Annotated in this window: 17 protein-coding genes; 5 read left to right on the forward strand and 12 right to left on the reverse strand. The window is 70.6% G+C overall.

The genetic code is table 11. The features are described 5' to 3' along the window. Positions 1-40 precede the first annotated feature (40 nt). The 4 genes from ACWDZ4_RS24895 to ACWDZ4_RS24910 all read right to left on the reverse strand — a co-directional run bounded on the left by ACWDZ4_RS24895 (position 41) and on the right by ACWDZ4_RS24910 (position 3,999). Positions 41-1,192 carry a hypothetical protein gene (locus ACWDZ4_RS24895; protein WP_451510602.1) on the reverse strand — a complete coding sequence of 384 codons (1,152 nt, stop codon included), beginning with the start codon at positions 1,190-1,192 and terminating at the stop codon, positions 41-43. Beyond that, a complete protein-coding gene (locus ACWDZ4_RS24900) occupies positions 1,174-1,902 on the reverse strand; it encodes an ABC transporter ATP-binding protein (protein ID WP_451510603.1) in 729 nt (242 codons plus the stop codon). The genes ACWDZ4_RS24895 and ACWDZ4_RS24900 overlap by 19 nt, the downstream gene beginning before the upstream one ends. A 226-nt stretch (positions 1,903-2,128) precedes the next feature. Then, complete coding sequence (locus ACWDZ4_RS24905) at positions 2,129-3,508, reverse strand: aspartate aminotransferase family protein (protein WP_451510604.1); 1,380 nt, start codon at positions 3,506-3,508, stop codon at positions 2,129-2,131. Then, the gene (locus ACWDZ4_RS24910) at positions 3,493-3,999 is read right to left on the reverse strand and encodes an Lrp/AsnC family transcriptional regulator (protein ID WP_451510605.1); all 507 of its coding nucleotides are present in this window, start codon (positions 3,997-3,999) and stop codon (positions 3,493-3,495) included. The genes ACWDZ4_RS24905 and ACWDZ4_RS24910 overlap by 16 nt, the downstream gene beginning before the upstream one ends. 165 nt (positions 4,000-4,164) lie before the next feature. Between ACWDZ4_RS24910 and ACWDZ4_RS24915 the strand changes: the two genes are divergently transcribed. After that, on the forward strand, positions 4,165-5,604 hold the full coding sequence (locus ACWDZ4_RS24915; protein ID WP_093798783.1) for a gamma-aminobutyraldehyde dehydrogenase: 1,440 nt from the start codon (positions 4,165-4,167) through the stop codon (positions 5,602-5,604). A 105-nt stretch (positions 5,605-5,709) separates the two neighbouring features. Then, positions 5,710-6,873: a polyamine ABC transporter substrate-binding protein gene (locus tag ACWDZ4_RS24920; protein ID WP_451510677.1), complete on the forward strand. Its 1,164-nt coding sequence runs from the start codon at positions 5,710-5,712 to the stop codon at positions 6,871-6,873. 79 nt (positions 6,874-6,952) lie between these two features. Here ACWDZ4_RS24920 and ACWDZ4_RS24925 read toward each other — a convergent pair whose 3' ends face one another. The 8 genes from ACWDZ4_RS24925 to ACWDZ4_RS24960 form a co-directional block, all read right to left on the reverse strand. Beyond that, a complete protein-coding gene (locus tag ACWDZ4_RS24925) occupies positions 6,953-7,609 on the reverse strand; it encodes a hypothetical protein (RefSeq protein ID WP_451510606.1) in 657 nt (218 codons plus the stop codon). 35 nt (positions 7,610-7,644) lie between these two features. Continuing rightward, a complete protein-coding gene (locus tag ACWDZ4_RS24930; RefSeq protein WP_451510607.1) occupies positions 7,645-8,337 on the reverse strand; it encodes a hypothetical protein in 693 nt (230 codons plus the stop codon). 43 nt (positions 8,338-8,380) lie between these two features. Beyond that, positions 8,381-9,622 (reverse strand): putative T7SS-secreted protein, encoded by a 1,242-nt coding sequence (locus tag ACWDZ4_RS24935; protein ID WP_451510608.1) that lies wholly within the window; start codon positions 9,620-9,622, stop codon positions 8,381-8,383. Further along, positions 9,622-9,951 carry a hypothetical protein gene (locus tag ACWDZ4_RS24940; protein WP_451510609.1) on the reverse strand — a complete coding sequence of 110 codons (330 nt, stop codon included), beginning with the start codon at positions 9,949-9,951 and terminating at the stop codon, positions 9,622-9,624. The genes ACWDZ4_RS24935 and ACWDZ4_RS24940 overlap by 1 nt, the downstream gene beginning before the upstream one ends. Before the next feature lie 356 nt (positions 9,952-10,307). Next, positions 10,308-10,682 (reverse strand): hypothetical protein, encoded by a 375-nt coding sequence (locus ACWDZ4_RS24945; protein ID WP_451510610.1) that lies wholly within the window; start codon positions 10,680-10,682, stop codon positions 10,308-10,310. A gap of 64 nt (positions 10,683-10,746) precedes the next feature. Then, positions 10,747-11,520, reverse strand: a complete 774-nt coding sequence (locus ACWDZ4_RS24950) for an SAM-dependent methyltransferase (RefSeq protein WP_451510611.1) — start codon at positions 11,518-11,520, stop codon at positions 10,747-10,749. Between the two features lie 30 nt (positions 11,521-11,550). Further along, complete coding sequence (locus tag ACWDZ4_RS24955) at positions 11,551-12,285, reverse strand: glycerophosphodiester phosphodiesterase (RefSeq protein WP_451510612.1); 735 nt, start codon at positions 12,283-12,285, stop codon at positions 11,551-11,553. A 19-nt stretch (positions 12,286-12,304) separates the two neighbouring features. Then, positions 12,305-13,333 (reverse strand): adenosine deaminase, encoded by a 1,029-nt coding sequence (locus tag ACWDZ4_RS24960; RefSeq protein ID WP_451510613.1) that lies wholly within the window; start codon positions 13,331-13,333, stop codon positions 12,305-12,307. 120 nt (positions 13,334-13,453) lie between these two features. On the opposite strand from ACWDZ4_RS24960, the gene ACWDZ4_RS24965 reads away from it, so the two are divergent. The 3 genes from ACWDZ4_RS24965 (at position 13,454) to ACWDZ4_RS24975 (ending at position 17,393) form a co-directional block, all read left to right on the forward strand. Beyond that, positions 13,454-14,185, forward strand: coding sequence for a DUF4190 domain-containing protein (locus ACWDZ4_RS24965; RefSeq protein ID WP_451510614.1), 732 nt, complete (start codon positions 13,454-13,456; stop codon positions 14,183-14,185). A gap of 394 nt (positions 14,186-14,579) precedes the next feature. Continuing rightward, positions 14,580-16,094, forward strand: coding sequence for a gamma-aminobutyraldehyde dehydrogenase (locus ACWDZ4_RS24970; RefSeq protein WP_451510615.1), 1,515 nt, complete (start codon positions 14,580-14,582; stop codon positions 16,092-16,094). A gap of 51 nt (positions 16,095-16,145) precedes the next feature. Next, positions 16,146-17,393 (forward strand): ABC transporter substrate-binding protein, encoded by a 1,248-nt coding sequence (locus ACWDZ4_RS24975; RefSeq protein ID WP_451510616.1) that lies wholly within the window; start codon positions 16,146-16,148, stop codon positions 17,391-17,393. Positions 17,394-17,413: the final 20 nt, after the last annotated feature.

Genomic DNA, 17,413 nt, shown 5'->3' on the forward strand with positions numbered 1-17,413 from the left:
GGGTGGGGGCCGCTCGGGCGGGACGTGGGCCGGGCGGGGATCAGGCGGTCAGGGGGAGGGCCGCCAGGACGGCCAGGGCGCAGGTCACCGGGGTGAAGACGGTCAGGACGGCGGTCGCTCTCAGGGCCGCTGCCGTACGGAGGGCCTGGGCGGGGGCGCCCATGCGGGCCAGGGTTTCCGTGGTGGCCGTGCGGGCGTGTTTCGCCTCCAGGGCCGCCATCAGCAGCGTGGCGACCGTGCAGCCCGTCACCAGCGCCGCGCCCAGGCCGGTCAGGGGGCCGAAGGGGGCGGAGCCGGCGTCGCGCAGGGTCGCCGCGGCGATCCCCGCCGACGCCACCGCGCACACCACGCCCAGCGGGCGGCCGATCCGGCGGGCCTCGTCCATCAGGACGCGGCCCGCGAGCAGCCGCACCGCGCCCGGGCGCGCGCACTGGAGCAGGAGGCCGGCGAGGTGGGTCAGCCCGGGGCCCGCGAGGGCGAGGCCGAGGGCGGTCAGGGCCCAGCCGGCCAGGACACCGGGCGGGACCACGTCCAGCCGGCCCGGCAGCGGGAGCGGCGCGCCGGGAGCGCCGCGGCTCGCGTAGGTCTCGACCGCGAGGCCCGCGGCGACGAGGGCCACCCCCCACGGCAGACCGGCGGGAGGCAGGGGCGCGGAGGGCTGCTCACCGGCGCGCTTCGGGCGGCGCGGGCGCAGCGCCACGGCGCTCGCGGCCGCCGCCGTGACCGGCACCAGGCTCAGCAGGGTGAGCACGGCGGCCGACGGCAACGGCCGGCCCGCGGCCAGCAGCCCGGCCGCCGCACCGTCGAAGGGCAGGCGGACGAGACCGCCGCGCAGGTGGAGGAAGAGGAGGAGCGCCAGCGCGCTGCCCAGGGTGCAGGAGGCGGCCGTGGACACGGCCGCGAGCACCGCGAGGCGGGCCGGGCCGAGGCCGACGGCGGAGAGCCCCGCGCGCGGCGGGTTCGTACCGGGTTCGGTGCGGGCCACGGCCACCGCGAAGTACACGGTGGCCGCGAGCGGGGCCAGGCACCAGAGCAGGCGCAGCCCGGAGTCCCGGGACTGCGCGGGATGGCCCATCGCGTGACCCAGGGTGCACAGGAGGAGGAGACCCACGCCGCCCGATGCCACCGCGACCAGCAGTCGGCGCAGCAGGACCGGCGGGCGGGTGCCACGGGCTAGACGGAGAGCGAGCACGCGGCCCGGCCTTCCGCGCCGTCCGTCTGCACGGGGGTGACGCGGCGCCCGTCGAGCAGCGACACCGTACGGTCCGCGAGCATCGCCACCTCCGCGTCGTGCGTCGCGAGGACGACCGTGATGTTGTGCGAGCGGGCCGCGGCGGTGAGCGTGCGCAGCACCTGGGCGCGGTCCCTGCGGTGCAGCGGCGCCGTCGGCTCGTCCGCGAACAGCACCGCCGGCGTGCCGACCAGCGCGCGGGCGATGGCGATCCGCTGGCGCTGGGACTGCAGGAGCACGGCAGGCCGCTTGCGGGCGACCGCGCCGATGTCGAGCCGCTCCAGCCACTCCATGGCGGTCTTCTTCGCGGCGCGGTGCGAGGTGCCGTGCAGGAGGAGCGGCAGGGCCGCGTTCTCCCAGGCGTTCAGTTCCGGCAGGAGCCGGGGTTCGGGGTCGATCCAGCCGAACCGGTCGCGGCGCAGCCGCTCGCGCAGCACGGGGCTCATGGTGTGCACGGGCGCGCTGTTGAACCACACTTCGCCCTCCTCGGGGACCAGCTGGCCGGAGAGGCACTGGAGGAGGGTCGTCTTGCCGCTGCCGCGCGGGCCGTCGACGGCGAGGATCTCGCCCTCGCGCACGCCCAGCGAGACGCCGGTGAGGGCGGGGGAGCCGCTGTGCGAGTAGTGCAGGGAGCGTGCCCAGAGCACATCGTTGTCGGGCGGGGCCACCATGGCGTACACCTCACGTCTTGAATGTCACAGCGCGTCTTGAGTGTCACAGCAGATATCCCGTTCCCCCGTATGGCGGAACGAAGACGGGGCCGATCGGTCACTGGGCACCGTAAGTATTCAGGACGTGGTGGCGTGTCAAGCGCGCGGCCCGGATGCGTCCGTTCTCACTCGAACGGGCGAATCCGGGCCGCGCTGGGGTCATACGATCAGAGCAGCCTGACCTGGCTCAGAGCTTGGTCCAGGCCTCCGTGAGCACCTGACGCATGATGCCCTCGATCTCGTCGAAGGTCTCCTGGGTGGAGATCAGCGGCGGGGCGAGCTGGACGACCGGGTCGCCACGGTCGTCGGCGCGGCAGTACAGACCGTTCTCGAAGAGGGCCTTGGAGAGGAAGCCGTAGAGCACGCGCTCCGTCTCCTCGTCCGTGAAGGTCTCCTTCGTGGCCTTGTCCTTGACCAGCTCGATGCCGTAGAAGAAGCCGTTGCCGCGGACGTCGCCGACGATCGGCAGGTCGTTCAGCTTCTTCAGCGTCGAGAAGAACGCGTCCTCGTTGTCGAGCACGTGCTGGTTGAGGCCCTCGCGCTCGAAGATGTCGAGGTTCGCGCAGCCGACCGCCGCGGAGACCGGGTGGCCACCGAAGGTGTAGCCGTGCAGGAAGGTGTTGTCACCCTTGTAGAACGGCTCGGCGATCTTGTCCGAGATGATGCACGCGCCGATCGGGGAGTAGCCCGACGTCATGCCCTTGGCGCAGGTGATCATGTCCGGTACGTAGTCGAACTTGTCGCACGCGAACATCGTGCCGAGGCGGCCGAAGGCGCAGATGACCTCGTCGGAGACGAGCAGCACGTCGTACTTGTCGCAGATCTCGCGGACCCGCTGGAAGTATCCGGGCGGCGGCGGGAAGCAGCCGCCGGCGTTCTGCACCGGCTCCAGGAAGACGGCCGCGACGGTCTCGGGGCCCTCGAAGAGGATCTCCTGCTCGATCTGGTCGGCGGCCCAGCGGCCGAAGGCCACCGGGTCGTCGCCGTGGATCGACGCGCGGTAGATGTTGGTGTTCGGCACCTTGTGCGCACCCGGGACGAGCGGCTCGAAGGGGGCCTTCAGGGCCGGCAGGCCGGTGATGGACAGGGCGCCCTGCGGGGTGCCGTGGTAGGCCACCGCGCGGGAGATCACCTTGTACTTGGTGTAGTTGCCGGTGAGCTTGTGGTACTGCTTCGCCAGCTTCCACGCGGTCTCGACCGCCTCGCCGCCACCGGTGGTGAAGAAGACCTTGTTCAGGTCGCCCGGGGCGTAGTTGGCGAGGCGCTCGGCCAGCTCGACGGCCTTGGGGTGGGCGTACGACCAGATCGGGAAGAAGGCGAGTTCCTGCGCCTGCTTGTACGCGGTCTCGGCGAGCTCGTGGCGGCCGTGGCCGGCGTTCACCACGAAGAGGCCGGAGAGGCCGTCGAGGTACTTCCTGCCCTTGTCGTCGTAGATGTAGGTGCCCTCACCACGCACGATGGTGGGCACGGGCGCGTTCTCGTACGACGACATGCGGGTGAAATGCATCCACAGGTGGTCGTACGCGGTCTTGGAGAGGTCCTGGCTCACGACTATCGGGTTCCCCACATGTAGGTCTGCTTCTTCAGCTTGAGGTAGACGAAGCTCTCGGTGGATCGCACGCCGGGGAGCGTCCGGATCCGTCGGTTGATCACTTCGAGCAGGTGGTCGTCGTCCTCGCAGACGATCTCCACCATGAGGTCGAAGGAGCCCGCGGTCATCACCACGTACTCGCACTCGGCCATGGCCGTCAGCGCATCGGCGACGGGGTCGAGGTCGCCCTCGACGTTGATGCCGACCATGGCCTGCCGCCGGAAGCCCACGGTGAGCGGGTCGGTGACGGCGACGATCTGCATCACGCCCTGGTCGAGCAGCTTCTGCACGCGCTGGCGCACGGCCGCCTCGGAGAGGCCCACGGCCTTGCCGATGGAGGCGTAAGGACGGCGTCCGTCCTCCTGGAGCTGCTCGATGATCGCCAGAGACACGGCATCGACCGTTGGGGACGAGCCGTTCCCGGTTCTGGAATCTGCGCTTCTACTGGCCACGTCTTCACTGTGCACGACGTCTCGACCGTTCCGCAACCCCAAACCGATGAAATTCGTTGTTTGAGGCGCTGGAACTTGCTGAATCCGAAGTTCCTGGCATCCGGGTATGTCGAAAGCGACAACCGAGCGACTAGGGTGGGGATCTCAGTAATCGGACATCCGACCAGGGAAGGGGTGGCTGTGACCACCGAACTGCGCCGCCTGCGCAACTACATCGACGGAGAGTTCCGCGACGCCGCCGACGGGCGGACCATCGACGTGGTCAACCCGGCCACGGGCGACGTGTACGCCACCTCGCCGCTCTCCGGCCAGGAGGACGTCGACGCCGCCATGGCCGCCGCCGCCGCGGCCTTCCCGGCCTGGCGCGACACCACGCCCGCGGAGCGTCAGAAAGCGCTGCTCAAGATCGCGGATGCCTTCGAGGAGCGCGCCGAGGAGCTGATCGCGGCCGAGTCCGAGAACACCGGCAAGCCGCTCGGTCTCACGCGGACCGAGGAACTGCCGCCCATGGTCGACCAGATCCGCTTCTTCGCGGGCGCGGCCCGGCTGCTCGAAGGCCGCTCGGCCGGCGAGTACATGGAGGGGCTGACCTCCATCGTCCGCCGCGAGCCGGTCGGCGTCTGCGCGCAGGTCGCGCCGTGGAACTACCCGATGATGATGGCCGTGTGGAAGTTCGCCCCGGCGCTCGCCGCGGGCAACACGGTCGTCCTCAAGCCCTCGGACACGACCCCGGCGTCGACCGTCCTGATGGCCGAGATCATCGGCTCGATCGTCCCCAAGGGCGTCTTCAACGTCGTCTGCGGCGACCGTGACACCGGCCGCGCGATGGTCGAGCACCCGGTCCCGGCGATGGCCTCCATCACCGGTTCCGTACGGGCCGGCATGCAGGTCGCCGAGTCCGCCGCCAAGGACGTCAAGCGCGTCCACCTGGAGCTCGGCGGCAAGGCGCCGGTCGTCGTCTTCGACGACACCGACATCGCCAAGGCCGTCGAGGACATCTCGGTCGCGGGCTTCTTCAACGCCGGCCAGGACTGCACCGCCGCGACGCGCGTGCTCGTACAGGAGTCGATCCACGACGAGTTCGTGACCGCGCTGGCGAAGGCCGCCGCCGACACGAAGACCGGGCAGCCGGACGACGAGGACGTGCTCTACGGCCCGCTGAACAACGCCAACCAGCTCAAGCAGGTCAGCGGCTTCATCGAGCGCCTCCCGGCGCACGCCAAGGTCGAGGCGGGCGGCGAGCGGGTCGGCGACAAGGGCTACTTCTACGCCCCGACCGTCGTCTCCGGCCTCAAGCAGGACGACGAGATCATCCAGAACGAGGTCTTCGGCCCCGTCATCACCGTCCAGTCCTTCACGGACGAGGCGCAGGCCCTGGAGTGGGCCAACGGCGTCGACTACGCGCTGGCGTCCTCGGTGTGGACCAAGGACCACGCGCGGGCGATGCGCATGTCCAAGAACCTCGACTTCGGCTGCGTGTGGATCAACACCCACATCCCGCTGGTCGCGGAGATGCCGCACGGCGGCTTCAAGAAGTCCGGTTACGGCAAGGACCTCTCGGCGTACGGCTTCGAGGACTACACGCGCATCAAGCACGTGATGACCTCGATCGAGGGCTGATCAGGACGCTGTTCCAGGAGGGCGGGCGATAGACAGACTGTCTATTGCCCGCCCTTCGCGCGTGGGACGAGAGTGGACGACATGAGTGATCTTGGCCGTGCCCGTGTGTCACGCCGTGCGCTGCTCCGCGGATTCCCGGCGGCGGGCGCGCTGGCCGCGCTCGCCGGGTGCGGGGTGCCGGCGGCGTACGTCGAACCGGGCGACCGGGCCGCCGCCGACCGGTCGGAGCGCGACCGCAGCCTTCGGTTCGCCAACTGGCCGCTCTACATCGACACCGACGAGGAGAACGCGTCGCGGCGGCCCACCCTCGACGCCTTCACCGAGCGGACCGGGGTATCCGTCCGCTACACCGAAGAGATCAACGACAACGACGAGTTCTTCGGGAAGATCAGTCCCGCGCTGATGAACCACCAGGAGACCGGCCGCGACCTGATCGTCGTCAGCGACTGGATGGCCGCCCGGTTCGTACGCCTGGGCTGGGTGCAGGAGATGGACCGTGCGCAGCAGCCGAACGTCGCCACGTACCTGGACCCGCAGCTGCGTACGCCCGCCTTCGACGAGGGGCGGCTGCACTCCGTGCCCTGGCAGTCCGGGATCACCGGCATCGCGTACAACCGCAGGAAGCTCGGCCACGACATCCGTTCCACCTCCCAGCTGTGGGCCGACGACCTGCGCGGCAAGGTGACGCTCTTCTCCGGACTCGACGAGAGCTTCGCACTGCTGATGCAGGGCAACGGCGCCGACGTCACGCGCTGGACCGCCGACGACTTCCACACGGTGTGCGAGCAGATGGAGAAGCTGGTCAGGCGCAAGCACATCAGGCGCTTCACCGGCAACGACTACATCAAGGACCTGGCGAGCGGCGACGTCCTGGCGTGCCAGGCGTACTCGGGCGACGTCGTCCAGCTCAAGGCCGACAACCCCGACATCGAGTTCGTGGTGCCGGAGGAGGGGGCGGAGCTGTGGGCGGAGAGCCTGATGATCCCCGACCTCGCCCGCCACAAGCGCAACGCGGAGAAGCTCGTCGACCACTACTACGCGCCCGAGGTCGCGGCGGAGCTGGCCGCCTGGGTCAACTACGTCTGCCCGGTGCCGGCCGCGCGCGACGTCCTGGCCGCCGCCAAGGACGGGGAGACCGCCGCACTCGCCGAGGACCCGCTGATCTTCCCCGACGACGTGATGCGGGAGCGGCTGGCGATCGCGCGGGACATCACGGCGCAGGAGCGTGTGGGGTTCGCGAAGGAGTGGAACGCGATCGTCGGGCTGTAGCCCACGCCCCGGGCGCCGGTGGCCGGCGATGTGCAGGGGGCGCAGAAGAGGGACAGCCGGCGGCGTCGGTCGTGCGGAGCTAGATGATTCTGCGCGTGAGGTCGGCACCCCGAGCCCTGGCGGTGCGGTCGTGGTCCGCCTGCCTGCGGTCGTGGGCGGACGCGTCCCAGTCCTCGGGCTGCATGAGGAAGAACGCTCCGGAGCTCGGTACGTAGCCGACCGCGCCGAAGGGCAGGTCTCCCGCGACGTACACACCGTTCTCGATGCCCTCGGGCCAGGGGTTGCGCCACGGGCCGCGCCGGGGAGCCGGGTTGATCCGCATCAGCGGTGACTCCTGACCCTCGGCGGTGTGCAGCGTGAGTGTCATGTTCTTCGGGCGGCCCTTGGTCGCCTCGGCGCCGTCCACCTTGGTGATCCGGGGGCAGAACGTGTCGAAGGAGTACTGCGCGAGCGTCTTGCGGCAGCTGCCCGTGATGGTGACCGCGAGGGGGATGGTGTAGAGCGAGGCGATGAAGCCGAGGATGCCGACGAAGATTACCGGCCCCCCGACCACGGGCACCCATGGCATGCCGGCGTGCTTCGCGGCTTGGCCCAGTCCCGGCATCGCGAAGGCCATGAGCCCGTAGATCCCGGTGTTGCGGATACCGGCCCACCACATCCGGTTGGTCAGCTTCCGCCGCAGCGCGGCGGTGTCCAATGTTCCGGGCGCGTGGGCACCTCGAGTGTGTTCCGGCACTGGTTCTCCTGCAGTCCGCCCCAGCGTGGCTGGTGCTATCCGAAGTCGTTCCGCATGGCGGCGGCGGCGCCGGTCGGCGCCTCCGGTTCCCGGTCCCGACCGTCGGCCGTGGCTCGCGACGGATCGGTGAAGGTCAGGGTGCGGGCGATCCCGAGCAGTATGTTCCGGTAGTCGTCGGCGGAGTCGAGATCCGGGGTCACCATCTGGAGCACGATGAGTTCCGGGGCGCCCGGTGCCGCCACCGCGACGGTGCCCTGCCAGATGCGGCCCGAGGCCGCGTCGCTCCTCTCCGGGTGCCGGGACGACCGCGGGGCGGGCGCCCGCTTCTCGGCGAGGCAACCGAGACCGCACGGCAGCTCCAGCGGGCGCATGCCCTCGTCCGGGGCGTCTGCGGCGCTGCCCGCGAGGCCCGCCACCACAAGCTTCGCGCTGCCCGGCGTCGGCAGCGTCGACACGGTGAACACCGAGGTCGTGAAACCACCGGCGTCGTCGGGATGCACCCCGAGCGCGCACTCCTGCACCCGGTTGGTGTTCAGCAGGCCGATGATGCCCGCGTACAGGCGCAGGGCCCGGTCCGCCTCGTCCCGTTCCTGTCCGGGCAGTCCACGGAGCTGGTCGACGATCTCCATGAGCCGCTCGGCCGGCGGCAGGAGGTCCAGGGACGTATATCCGACGGGCAGCCCGTACCAGAAAGACGGCTTGCGGGTGTCCTGCGGTGCGATGGTCACTTCGTTCACCGTCATTCGGTGCCTTCACTCTCGCCGTGACCGTTCACAACCACCCCAGCAATCCGGCGAGGCCGTGTGCCGTCGCGGCGGCCTTCGTGCTCTCCGCCGCGTTGTGCTCGGTGCCGTCGTCGTCCACGGCGCCGAAGGTCTCCGCCGAGGAGACGACGTTCGCGGCGGCGTTCAGGCCGTTGGCCTTGATGTCCAGCAGGAACTTCGCCGAGTCCTTGGCGCTGTCCCCGACAGCGCCCCAGGTGGCGGAGGCATCAGCCCCCGCCGAGCGGCCGACCCCGAGGAACCCGCCCTTCGCACCGGCCCCGGTTTTCGCCAGGAGCGAGGCCCCGTCGGCCGCGCCCTCGAAACCCTCCTTCGCGGCCACACCCAGCGCCTTGGCGCCCGGGATGATGCCGACCGCGTCGCCGGCCAGGGATGCTATGGCGGCGAACTGGTCCATGCCGCTGCCGTTACCGAGCAAATCGCTTCTGAACTTCGGGTCCAGAAGGTTCTTGCCCATGGACACCGCGCTCGCCGCAAGCGCGATGGGCGCCATGAACGGGGTCAGGACGGGGATGAGGGCGAGCAGACCGGCGATGGCGCCGATGGTTCCCGCGTGCTCCACCAGGAACTTGCCGACCGACCCGAGGATGTCGCCGACGCTCTCCCAGAAGCCCTTGTCGGGGGCCTTCTCCGCCGTGCCTTCCAGCGCCTTGGCGACGATTTCGGCGTCGTGGGAGTGCTCGGACTCCAGCTCCTTGATCTTGCGGTTGAGCGACTCGTACGCGTTGTTGGCCTTGGCGAGGGCCGAGTTCGCCTCGTTGAGCTCCCGCTCGGCGGAGCGCAGCCGCGCGGTCGCGTTGTCGGCCTCCTCCTGCGAGGGGAAGGTCTGGCCGGCGAGCTTCAGGTCCGGGTGCCGGGCGGCCGAGTCGTACGCGTTCTTGGCCTTGTCGGCCGCGGTCTTCTTCTCGGCCGCCTCGGTGTCGTACTTCTTCGCCAACCCCCGGTTGGAGGTCAAGTGGCCGTCCCAGCTGTGCAGTTGGGTCGCGGCGCTGCGCAGCGCCGAGGCGGCCTTCTTGAGGTAATCCGGCAGCTCGCCCTCGAGGTTCTTGCGGAACTCCTCCGCCGCGTCGCCCTCCCAGTAGCTGCTCTCGGCGGTGAGCTTCGTCAGCTGCCGGTGCGTGTTCTCGAGCGCCGTCGCGGCTGCGCCCACCTTCTGCTGCAACTTCGTGACCTCGGCCGGGATGCCCGGTACGGGGTTCCAGCCGATGTTGGGGTACGGGTTCGCGGCCATTACCTGTCACCCCCGTCGCCACCCGGGAGGCTCCTGTCCGCGATCTGCTTGAGGGCCTTCTCCAGGGCCTCCTCGACCTCTTCGTAGCCCTTCTTGTTGGCCTTCACGCCCTCTTTGATCTCGTCGATCAGTTCCCTGGTCTTCTCGGACCCGTACTTCCACTCGTCCTGGAACGTGTCACAGGCCTCGTCGAGCCGGGGGGTGCCGATCTGGTCGGCGCGCACGTGGTCGAGGGCGGACCGGGCTTCGTTCAGCTCGGCGACGCATTTCTCCAGATTCGTCAGGAACTGCTGGAGTTGCCCGATGTCCGTCTTGAAGTGTTCCCCCACGGGCCGGTCTCTCCCCACTCGGCTCTGACACACCGGGCCCGGGTGATGCAGCTGATCACCCAGGCCTTGTCGACACCATATATGCCCTGAGCAGGCGTTCCGTGCCGGGTTCCGGTAGCCCCGTCGCTCTGCGGAAAACCGCCACAGGAGCGCCACAGGATCGTCGCCCGCGTGGGTCGACGGCACCTGCCGGTGCTGATCCGCCCGTGCGAACGGTTCGGACATCCCCGCGTACGACCGTCACTCGCGCTGGTCGGCGGACGGCGCAGGGGAGAGGGCCTTGAGGGCCGCCCAGGCTGATGCCGGCCGGCAAGGCTGTACCGACTGGCCGATGGTGACGGCCATACCGCTCACGGTCACCTCCGAGGACTCGCCGCGCCGAAGACCGCCCGCACCAGGTCCGTCACGACCGGGTTCCTGTCCTGGCCCTTCGCATCGGTGGAGTTGACGCTGCAGAGGAGGATGCGGGAGCGGTCGCGGGTGCCGCCGATGCCCGCGTTGCAACCCCAGCGGCCGCCCGTCCTGCCCCACACCTGGCGGCCGCCGAGCTTCCAGGACGTCAGGCCGGCGCTGTGCGTCGCCTCGCCCTCCGCGAGCCGCGGCACCACCGTGAGCGTGGTCAGCAGAGACGCGGTCAGGGTCGGTTCCGGCAGGCCGGGGCTCCGCGGAATCACCCACGGCATGGTCATCGCCGCCTGCACCAGCAGGGCGCCCCCACGTCCGCCGCCCACGGGCCGGCGCCGCGCAGCCGCGCGCCCGGACCGCGTGCGGCGGCGCCCCGGCCCCTTACGGCCATCAGGGCTTGCGGGCCACCGCGCCGAACTGGGCCACCTCCGGCGCGCCCTCCTCGGCGCGCCAGCGCGCACAGGACACGATGCCGGGCTCCAGGATCTCCAGGCCGTCGAGGAAGGACGCGAACTCGGCGCGGTCGCGCGCCACGATCGGCGGCGTGGCGTTCCCGTTCCAGAACCGCATCGCCTCCGCGTTGCCCTCCCCGCCCAGTTCGAGGGTGGGGTGGGTGAGCACCAGGTGGCTGCCGGACGGTACGGCGTCCATCAGTTCCCGTACGATCGCCCGCGCCTTTCCGGTGTCCTGTACGAAGTTGAGGATGCCCAGCATCATCACCGCGACCGGCTGCCCGAAATCCAGTACCGGCGCCGCGGCGCGCAGGATCTCCGCCGGGGCGTGGGCGTCCGCGTCGATGTACTCGGTCACGCCGCCGGGGCCACCGGTGAGCAGCGCGCGGGCGTGGGCCAGCACGATCGGGTCGTTGTCGACGTACACGACACGCGCGTCGGGGGCGATGCGCTGGGCGACCTCGTGGGTGTTGTCGGCCGTGGGCAGGCCGGTGCCGATGTCCAGGAACTGCCGCACTCCGGCGTCCGCCACCAGGTGGCTCACCGACCGCTTGAGGAACTCCCGGTCCGCGCGCGCCACTTCGCCGATGCCGGGGTACATGCCGGTGACCCGGTCGCCCACCGCGCGGTCGACGGGATAGTTGTCCTTGCCGCCGAGCCAGTGGTTCCAGACGCGGGCATTGTGTGCGATGTCCGTGCGGATTCTGTCCATTCGGCCATCATGCCGCAGGGGCCGACTCGCCTACGGGAGAGGGACCTTGGTGAGCGCGCACAGGACGTCGATCCGGTTGGTGGTGATGGAGTCGACGCCGCGGCCGATCAGGCGGCGCATCGTGAACCCGGTGTCGGCGGTCCACGCGGAGACCAGCAGCCCGTCCCGGTGCACGCGGTCCGTCAGGTCGCGGCCGATCAGCCCGAACCGGTAGTTGAGCCAGCGGGGCCTCACCGCGTCGAGCAGCGTGGCGCGGGGCGGGGTGAGGGTCGTCCAGGTCATGGCGATCTCGGCGCCGGGGTCGGCGGCGCGTACGGCCGCCATGGCCAAGACGCCCCCGCAGTAGTAGACGCGCTCGCCGGACCCGGACTCGCGGACGACGCCGACCACCGTGCGCACCGACTCGGCGGTGGCACCCGGCAGGTCGATCATGAGGCGGCGGTCGCCGGCGGCGTGCAGCGCCTCGCGCAGGGTGGGCACGCCGCCGCCGGTGAGCTCGCGCAGGTCCTTCTCGGTGACGGACCCGAGCAGCCGGTCGTGGCCCCACAGCCGCTTGAGCGAGTCGTCGTGCAGCAGCACGGGGACGCCGTCGCGGGTCGGCCGGACGTCGATCTCGACGGCGTCCGCGCCCCGCTCCACCGCGGAGCGGAGCGAGGCGAGGGTGTTCTCACGGAACCGGTACGGGTCGCCGCGGTGAGCCACGGCGGTGACGGCGCTCGTGGGCCGCGTGGACCGCGTGGACCGCCCGGACATGGACAAGGACATGGGCCCATTGTCCGGGGCGTTACCGCCGCGCGAGCCAGTCCGCGGTGTACGCGTCGATCTCGGCGGCGATCCGCGCCTTGCCCGCCGGGTCGAGGAAGGACGCCTCCACGGCGTTCCTGGCGAGGCCGGCGACCCCGTGCTCGTCGAGGCCGAGCAGACGGGCCGCCACGCCGTACTCGCTGTTGAGGTCGGTGCCGAACATCGGCGGGTCGTCGCTGTTGACGGTGACCAGCACGCCCGCGTCCACCATCTCCTTCAGCGGGTGCTCGTCCAGCGTGGCCACGGCGCGCGTCGCGATGTTGGACGTCGGGCAGACCTCCAGCGGGATGCGGTGCTCGGCCAGGTGGGCCAGCAGCCGCGGGTCCTGGACGGCGCTGGTGCCGTGGCCGATGCGCTCGGCGCGCAGGTCGTTCAGCGCGTCCCAGATCGTCTGCGGCCCGGTCGTCTCGCCGGCGTGCGGCACCGAGCGCAGCCCGGCCGCGATCGCCCGGTCGAAGTACGGCTTGAACTGCGGACGCGGTACGCCGATCTCGGGCCCGCCGAGACCGAACGACACCAGGCCCTCGGGGTGCAGGTCCACGGCCAGCCTCGCCGTCTCCTCCGCCGCCTCCAGGCCGGCCTCGCCGGGGATGTCGAAGCACCAGCGCAGTACGGTGCCCAGCTCGGCCTCCGCCGCCCTGCGGGCGTCCTCGATCGCCTCCATGAAGGCCTTCTCGTCGATGCCCCGGCGGGTCGAGCTGAACGGCGTGACGGTCAGCTCGGCGTACCGGATGTTCTGCCTGGCCATGTCGCGGGCGACCTCGAAGGTCAGCAGCCGGACGTCCTCCGGGGTGCGGATCAGGTCCACGACGGAGAGGTAGACCTCGACGAAGTGCGCGAAGTCGGTGAAGGTGAAGTAGTCCGCGAGCGCCTCGGGGTCGGTCGGGACCCTGGAGTCGGGGTGGCGGGCGGCCAGCTCGGCGACGATGCGGGGCGAGGCGGATCCGACGTGGTGCACATGCAGTTCGGCCTTGGGCAGCCCCGCGATGAAGGGGTGCAGATCGGTCATCGGATCCTCCGGATGTACGGGTTGTACGGGCCCTGGGGGGCGGTTCAGAGGTCATCGTAGGCGGGCGGTACGGCCCGGAACGCAGGCCGTAGCATGACGGAACCACGATGGGGGAGGCACATGTCAGACAACGCACAGCACCCCTCGGGCCCGCCGCCCGAGCGGCCGCGAGACCCCTGGGCACCGCCCGAGCGCACGGTGCCGCTGGACAAGCCGCAGGCCGGTCCGCCTCCGGTGCACGACCAGCAGACGATCACATCGGTGCCGACCGGAGAACCGGCACCGGGCTTCGGCCCGAGCACGGGAACGGGCACCGCGGGGACGGGAACGGGAGCTGCCCCGGAGCAGGGCGCGGTACCGCCGCCGCCCCTCGCCCCCACCGGCCCGGCGCAGACCCCGCCCGGCGAGTACGGCTATCCCGCCTACCCGGCCCCGCAGGCCCCGGCCCCGTACGGCACCGGCGGCTATCCCGGATATCCGGGATACGGCGGCCCGGCCGCCTGGAGCGGACAGCAGGGCCCGGCGAACGGCTTCGGCATCACCGCGATGGTGCTCGGCATCATCTCCGTCACGTTCTTCTGCGCCTACGGCCTCAGCATCATCCTCGGCATCCTCGCGCTGATCTTCGGCATCCTCGGCCGCAAGCGCGCCCAGCGCGGCGAGGCGACGAACAGCGGCATGGCGCTGGCGGGGATCATCCTCGGCATCGTCGGTTTCGTGGCCGGCGCGGCGTTCATCGCGGTCATCGTCTGGGCGGTCGTCCAGTCCGAGGACGAGCGCGACAGGGAACTCGACTCGTACGACCCCTACGCGCACTCCTCGCTGGTGGTCGAGGCCCCCGCCCGGGGCTAGAGCGGCGTCCGGCCGGTCCTCCCTCCCCCCGTCCCACCTCCCGGACACTTCGCGGACGCCCTGCGGGCCGGATTCTCACCCGGAGAATCCGGCCCGTCCGGCGTCCGAGGGCGTCCGGCCGGGCGCGGGGAGGGAAAACACCGCCGACACCCGCTTCACCTGGGGTTTCGCCCGGTAACGTGGCCATGCCACGCCGTTTCGGCGCGCGCCACGGACACTCCGTACGGTATTTCCTCCTCGACGCGACACATGGTCGACCGATTCCGTCGCGTAACCAAAAGGCAACAACGGAATCCCTTGTTGACCCTGTGTGGCTCTGTCAGGATCGGCACTCAAATCCAGCTGGAGCTACGCCGACACCCGCCGAGCGGGGAGAACGGCGGAGGAGAGCGTCATGGTCAACCGCTTCCCGGTGCAGGACCGATTCGCGGAGGGTGCGCAGTACATCGCCGGACAGCTGCGCGCGGGCACCTCGGGTCGGACACACGCCGTCGTGGACCCCGCGACCGGCGAGAAGGTCTACGCATACGAGCTGGCGTCCACCGCCGACGTCGACGCGGCGGTCGCGGCCGCCCGCGCGGCGTTCCCCGGCTGGTCGGGTGCCACCCCGGGGGAGCGCTCCGAGGCGATGCACCGCTTCGCCGCCGTGCTCGCCGAGCAGGCCGAGGACTTCGCGTACGTCGAATCGCTCCAGTGCGGCAAGCCGATCAAGCTGTCCACCGAGTTCGACGTGCCGGGCAGTGTCGACAACACCGCCTTCTTCGCGGGCGCGGCCCGTCACCTGGAGGGCAAGGCGGCCGGCGAGTACTCCGGCGACCACACCTCGTACGTACGGCGTGAGGCGATCGGTGTCGTAGGGTCCATCGCCCCCTGGAACTACCCCCTCCAGATGGCCGCCTGGAAGATCCTGCCGGCGATCGCGGCGGGCAACACCATCGTCCTGAAGCCCGCCGAGATCACGCCGCTGACCTCGGTCATGTTCGCGCAGGCGGCGAAGGAGGCCGGCATCCCGGACGGTGTGATCAACATCGTCACCGGCGCCGGCAAGGACGTCGGCGAGCACCTCGTCGGACATCCGGACGTGGTCATGACCTCCTTCACCGGGTCGACCGCCGTCGGCAGGCGCGTCGCCGAGATCGCCACCTCCACCGTCAAGCGCCTCCACCTCGAACTCGGCGGCAAAGCGCCCTTCGTGGTCTTCGACGACGCCGACCTCGAAGCCGCGGTGCACGGCGCGGTGGCGGGCTCGCTCATCAACACCGGGCAGGACTGCACGGCCGCGACCCGCGCCTACGTCCAGCGCCCGCTCTACGACGCCTTCGTCGCGGGCGTCGCCGAGCTGATGGAGAGCGTGCGGCTCGGCGACCCCTTCGACCCCTCCACCGACCTCGGGCCGCTCATCAGCCACGCCCAGCGCGACCGGGTCGCCGGTTTCGTCGAGCGCGCCCGTGCGTACGCCCGGGTGGTGACCGGCGGCGAAGCGCCCGCCGGCGATCTCGCCAAGGGGGCGTACTACCGTCCCACGCTCGTCGCCGACGCCCCGCAGGACAGCGAGATCGTCCAGGCCGAGATCTTCGGCCCGGTCCTCGTCGTGCTGCCCTTCGACACCGACGACGAGGGCATCGGCCTCGCCAACGACACCCCGTACGGACTCGCCGCCTCCGCCTGGACCCGCGACGTGTTCCGCGCGAACCGCGCCACCCGCGAGATCAGGGCGGGCTGCGTCTGGGTCAACGACCACATCCCGATCATCAGCGAGATGCCGCACGGCGGTTACAAGGCCAGCGGCTTCGGCAAGGACATGTCGTCGTACTCCTTCGAGGAGTACACGCAGGTCAAGCACGTGATGTACGACAACACCGCGGTCGCCCGCAAGGACTGGCACCGCACGATCTTCGGGGACCGATAGTCACTGCGCCGCACGACCAGCGGCCCCACCCACCCGAAAGGGCACTTACGCATGGAGCAGTACGAGCCCGACCGCCTCTCCGCGGCCCAGATGGCCGCCGTGCGCCGCAGCCTGAGCACCGGCAGGGGCGCCCTCACCCGCCGCTCGCTGCTGCGCGCCTCGGGCGTCGGCGCGCTGGCGGTCGGCGGCGTGGGCACACTGAGCGCGTGCGGCATCCCGCCCGCCAAGCGGGAGGGCGGCGCGCCGGCCTCCGACGACCACTCGGCCGAGGAGAAGCGGGTCGCCTTCTCCAACTGGACCGAGTACATGGACGTCAGCGAGGACGAGAAGAGCCGGCCCACCCTGGAGGCGTTCACCAAGCGCACCGGGATCACGGTCAAGTACACCGAGGACATCAACGACAACGTCGAGTTCTTCGGGAAGATCAAGCCGCAGCTCGCGGCCGGCCAGGACACCGGACGCGACCTGATCTGCGTCACCGACTGGCTGGCCGCCCGGCTCATCCGGCTCGGCTGGGCGCAGAAGCTCGACCCGGCGCACCTGCCCCACGCGTTCGCCAACCTCTCCGCGCAGTTCCGCTCTCCCGACTGGGACCCGGGCCGGGCCTACTCGTACCCCTGGACCGGCATCTCCACGGTCATCGCGTACAACTCCAAGGCGACCGGCGGCAAGAAGGTCGACTCCGTCAGCCAGATGCTGGAGGACCCCTCCCTCAAGGGGAAGGTCGGCTTCCTGTCCGAGATGCGCGACTCGATCGGCATGACGCTGCTCGACTCGGGCAAGGACCCGGGGAAGTTCAGCGACGACGACTTCGACGCCACCGTCGCCCGGATCCAGAAGGCCGTCGACAAGAAGCAGATCCGCCGCTTCACGGGCAACGACTACACCTCGGACCTGAGCAAGGGAGACCTCGCGGCCTGTCTCGCCTGGGCCGGTGACGTCATCCAGCTCCAGGCCGACAACCCGGACATCAAGTTCGTCATCCCGGAAGCCGGTTACATCACCTCCAGCGACAACCTGCTGGTCCCGGCCAGGGCGCGGCACAAGACCAACGCCGAGAAGCTCATCGACTACTACTACGAGCCGCCCGTCGCCGCCGAACTCGCCGCGTACATCAACTACGTGTGCCCGGTCGAGGGCGTCCGCGAGGAACTGGCGAAGATCGACGAGTCGATGGCCTCCAACACGCTGATCCTCCCCGACAAGGCGATGGCCGCCAAGTCCCGCGCCTTCCGCTCGCTCAGCAGCAAGGAAGAGACGGCGTACGAGGAGAAGTTCGCCAAGCTCATCGGCGCCTGAGCCGAGCCGCTGTCCGCTTC

It is taken from the genome of Streptomyces sp. NPDC003016, assembly GCF_053591455.1.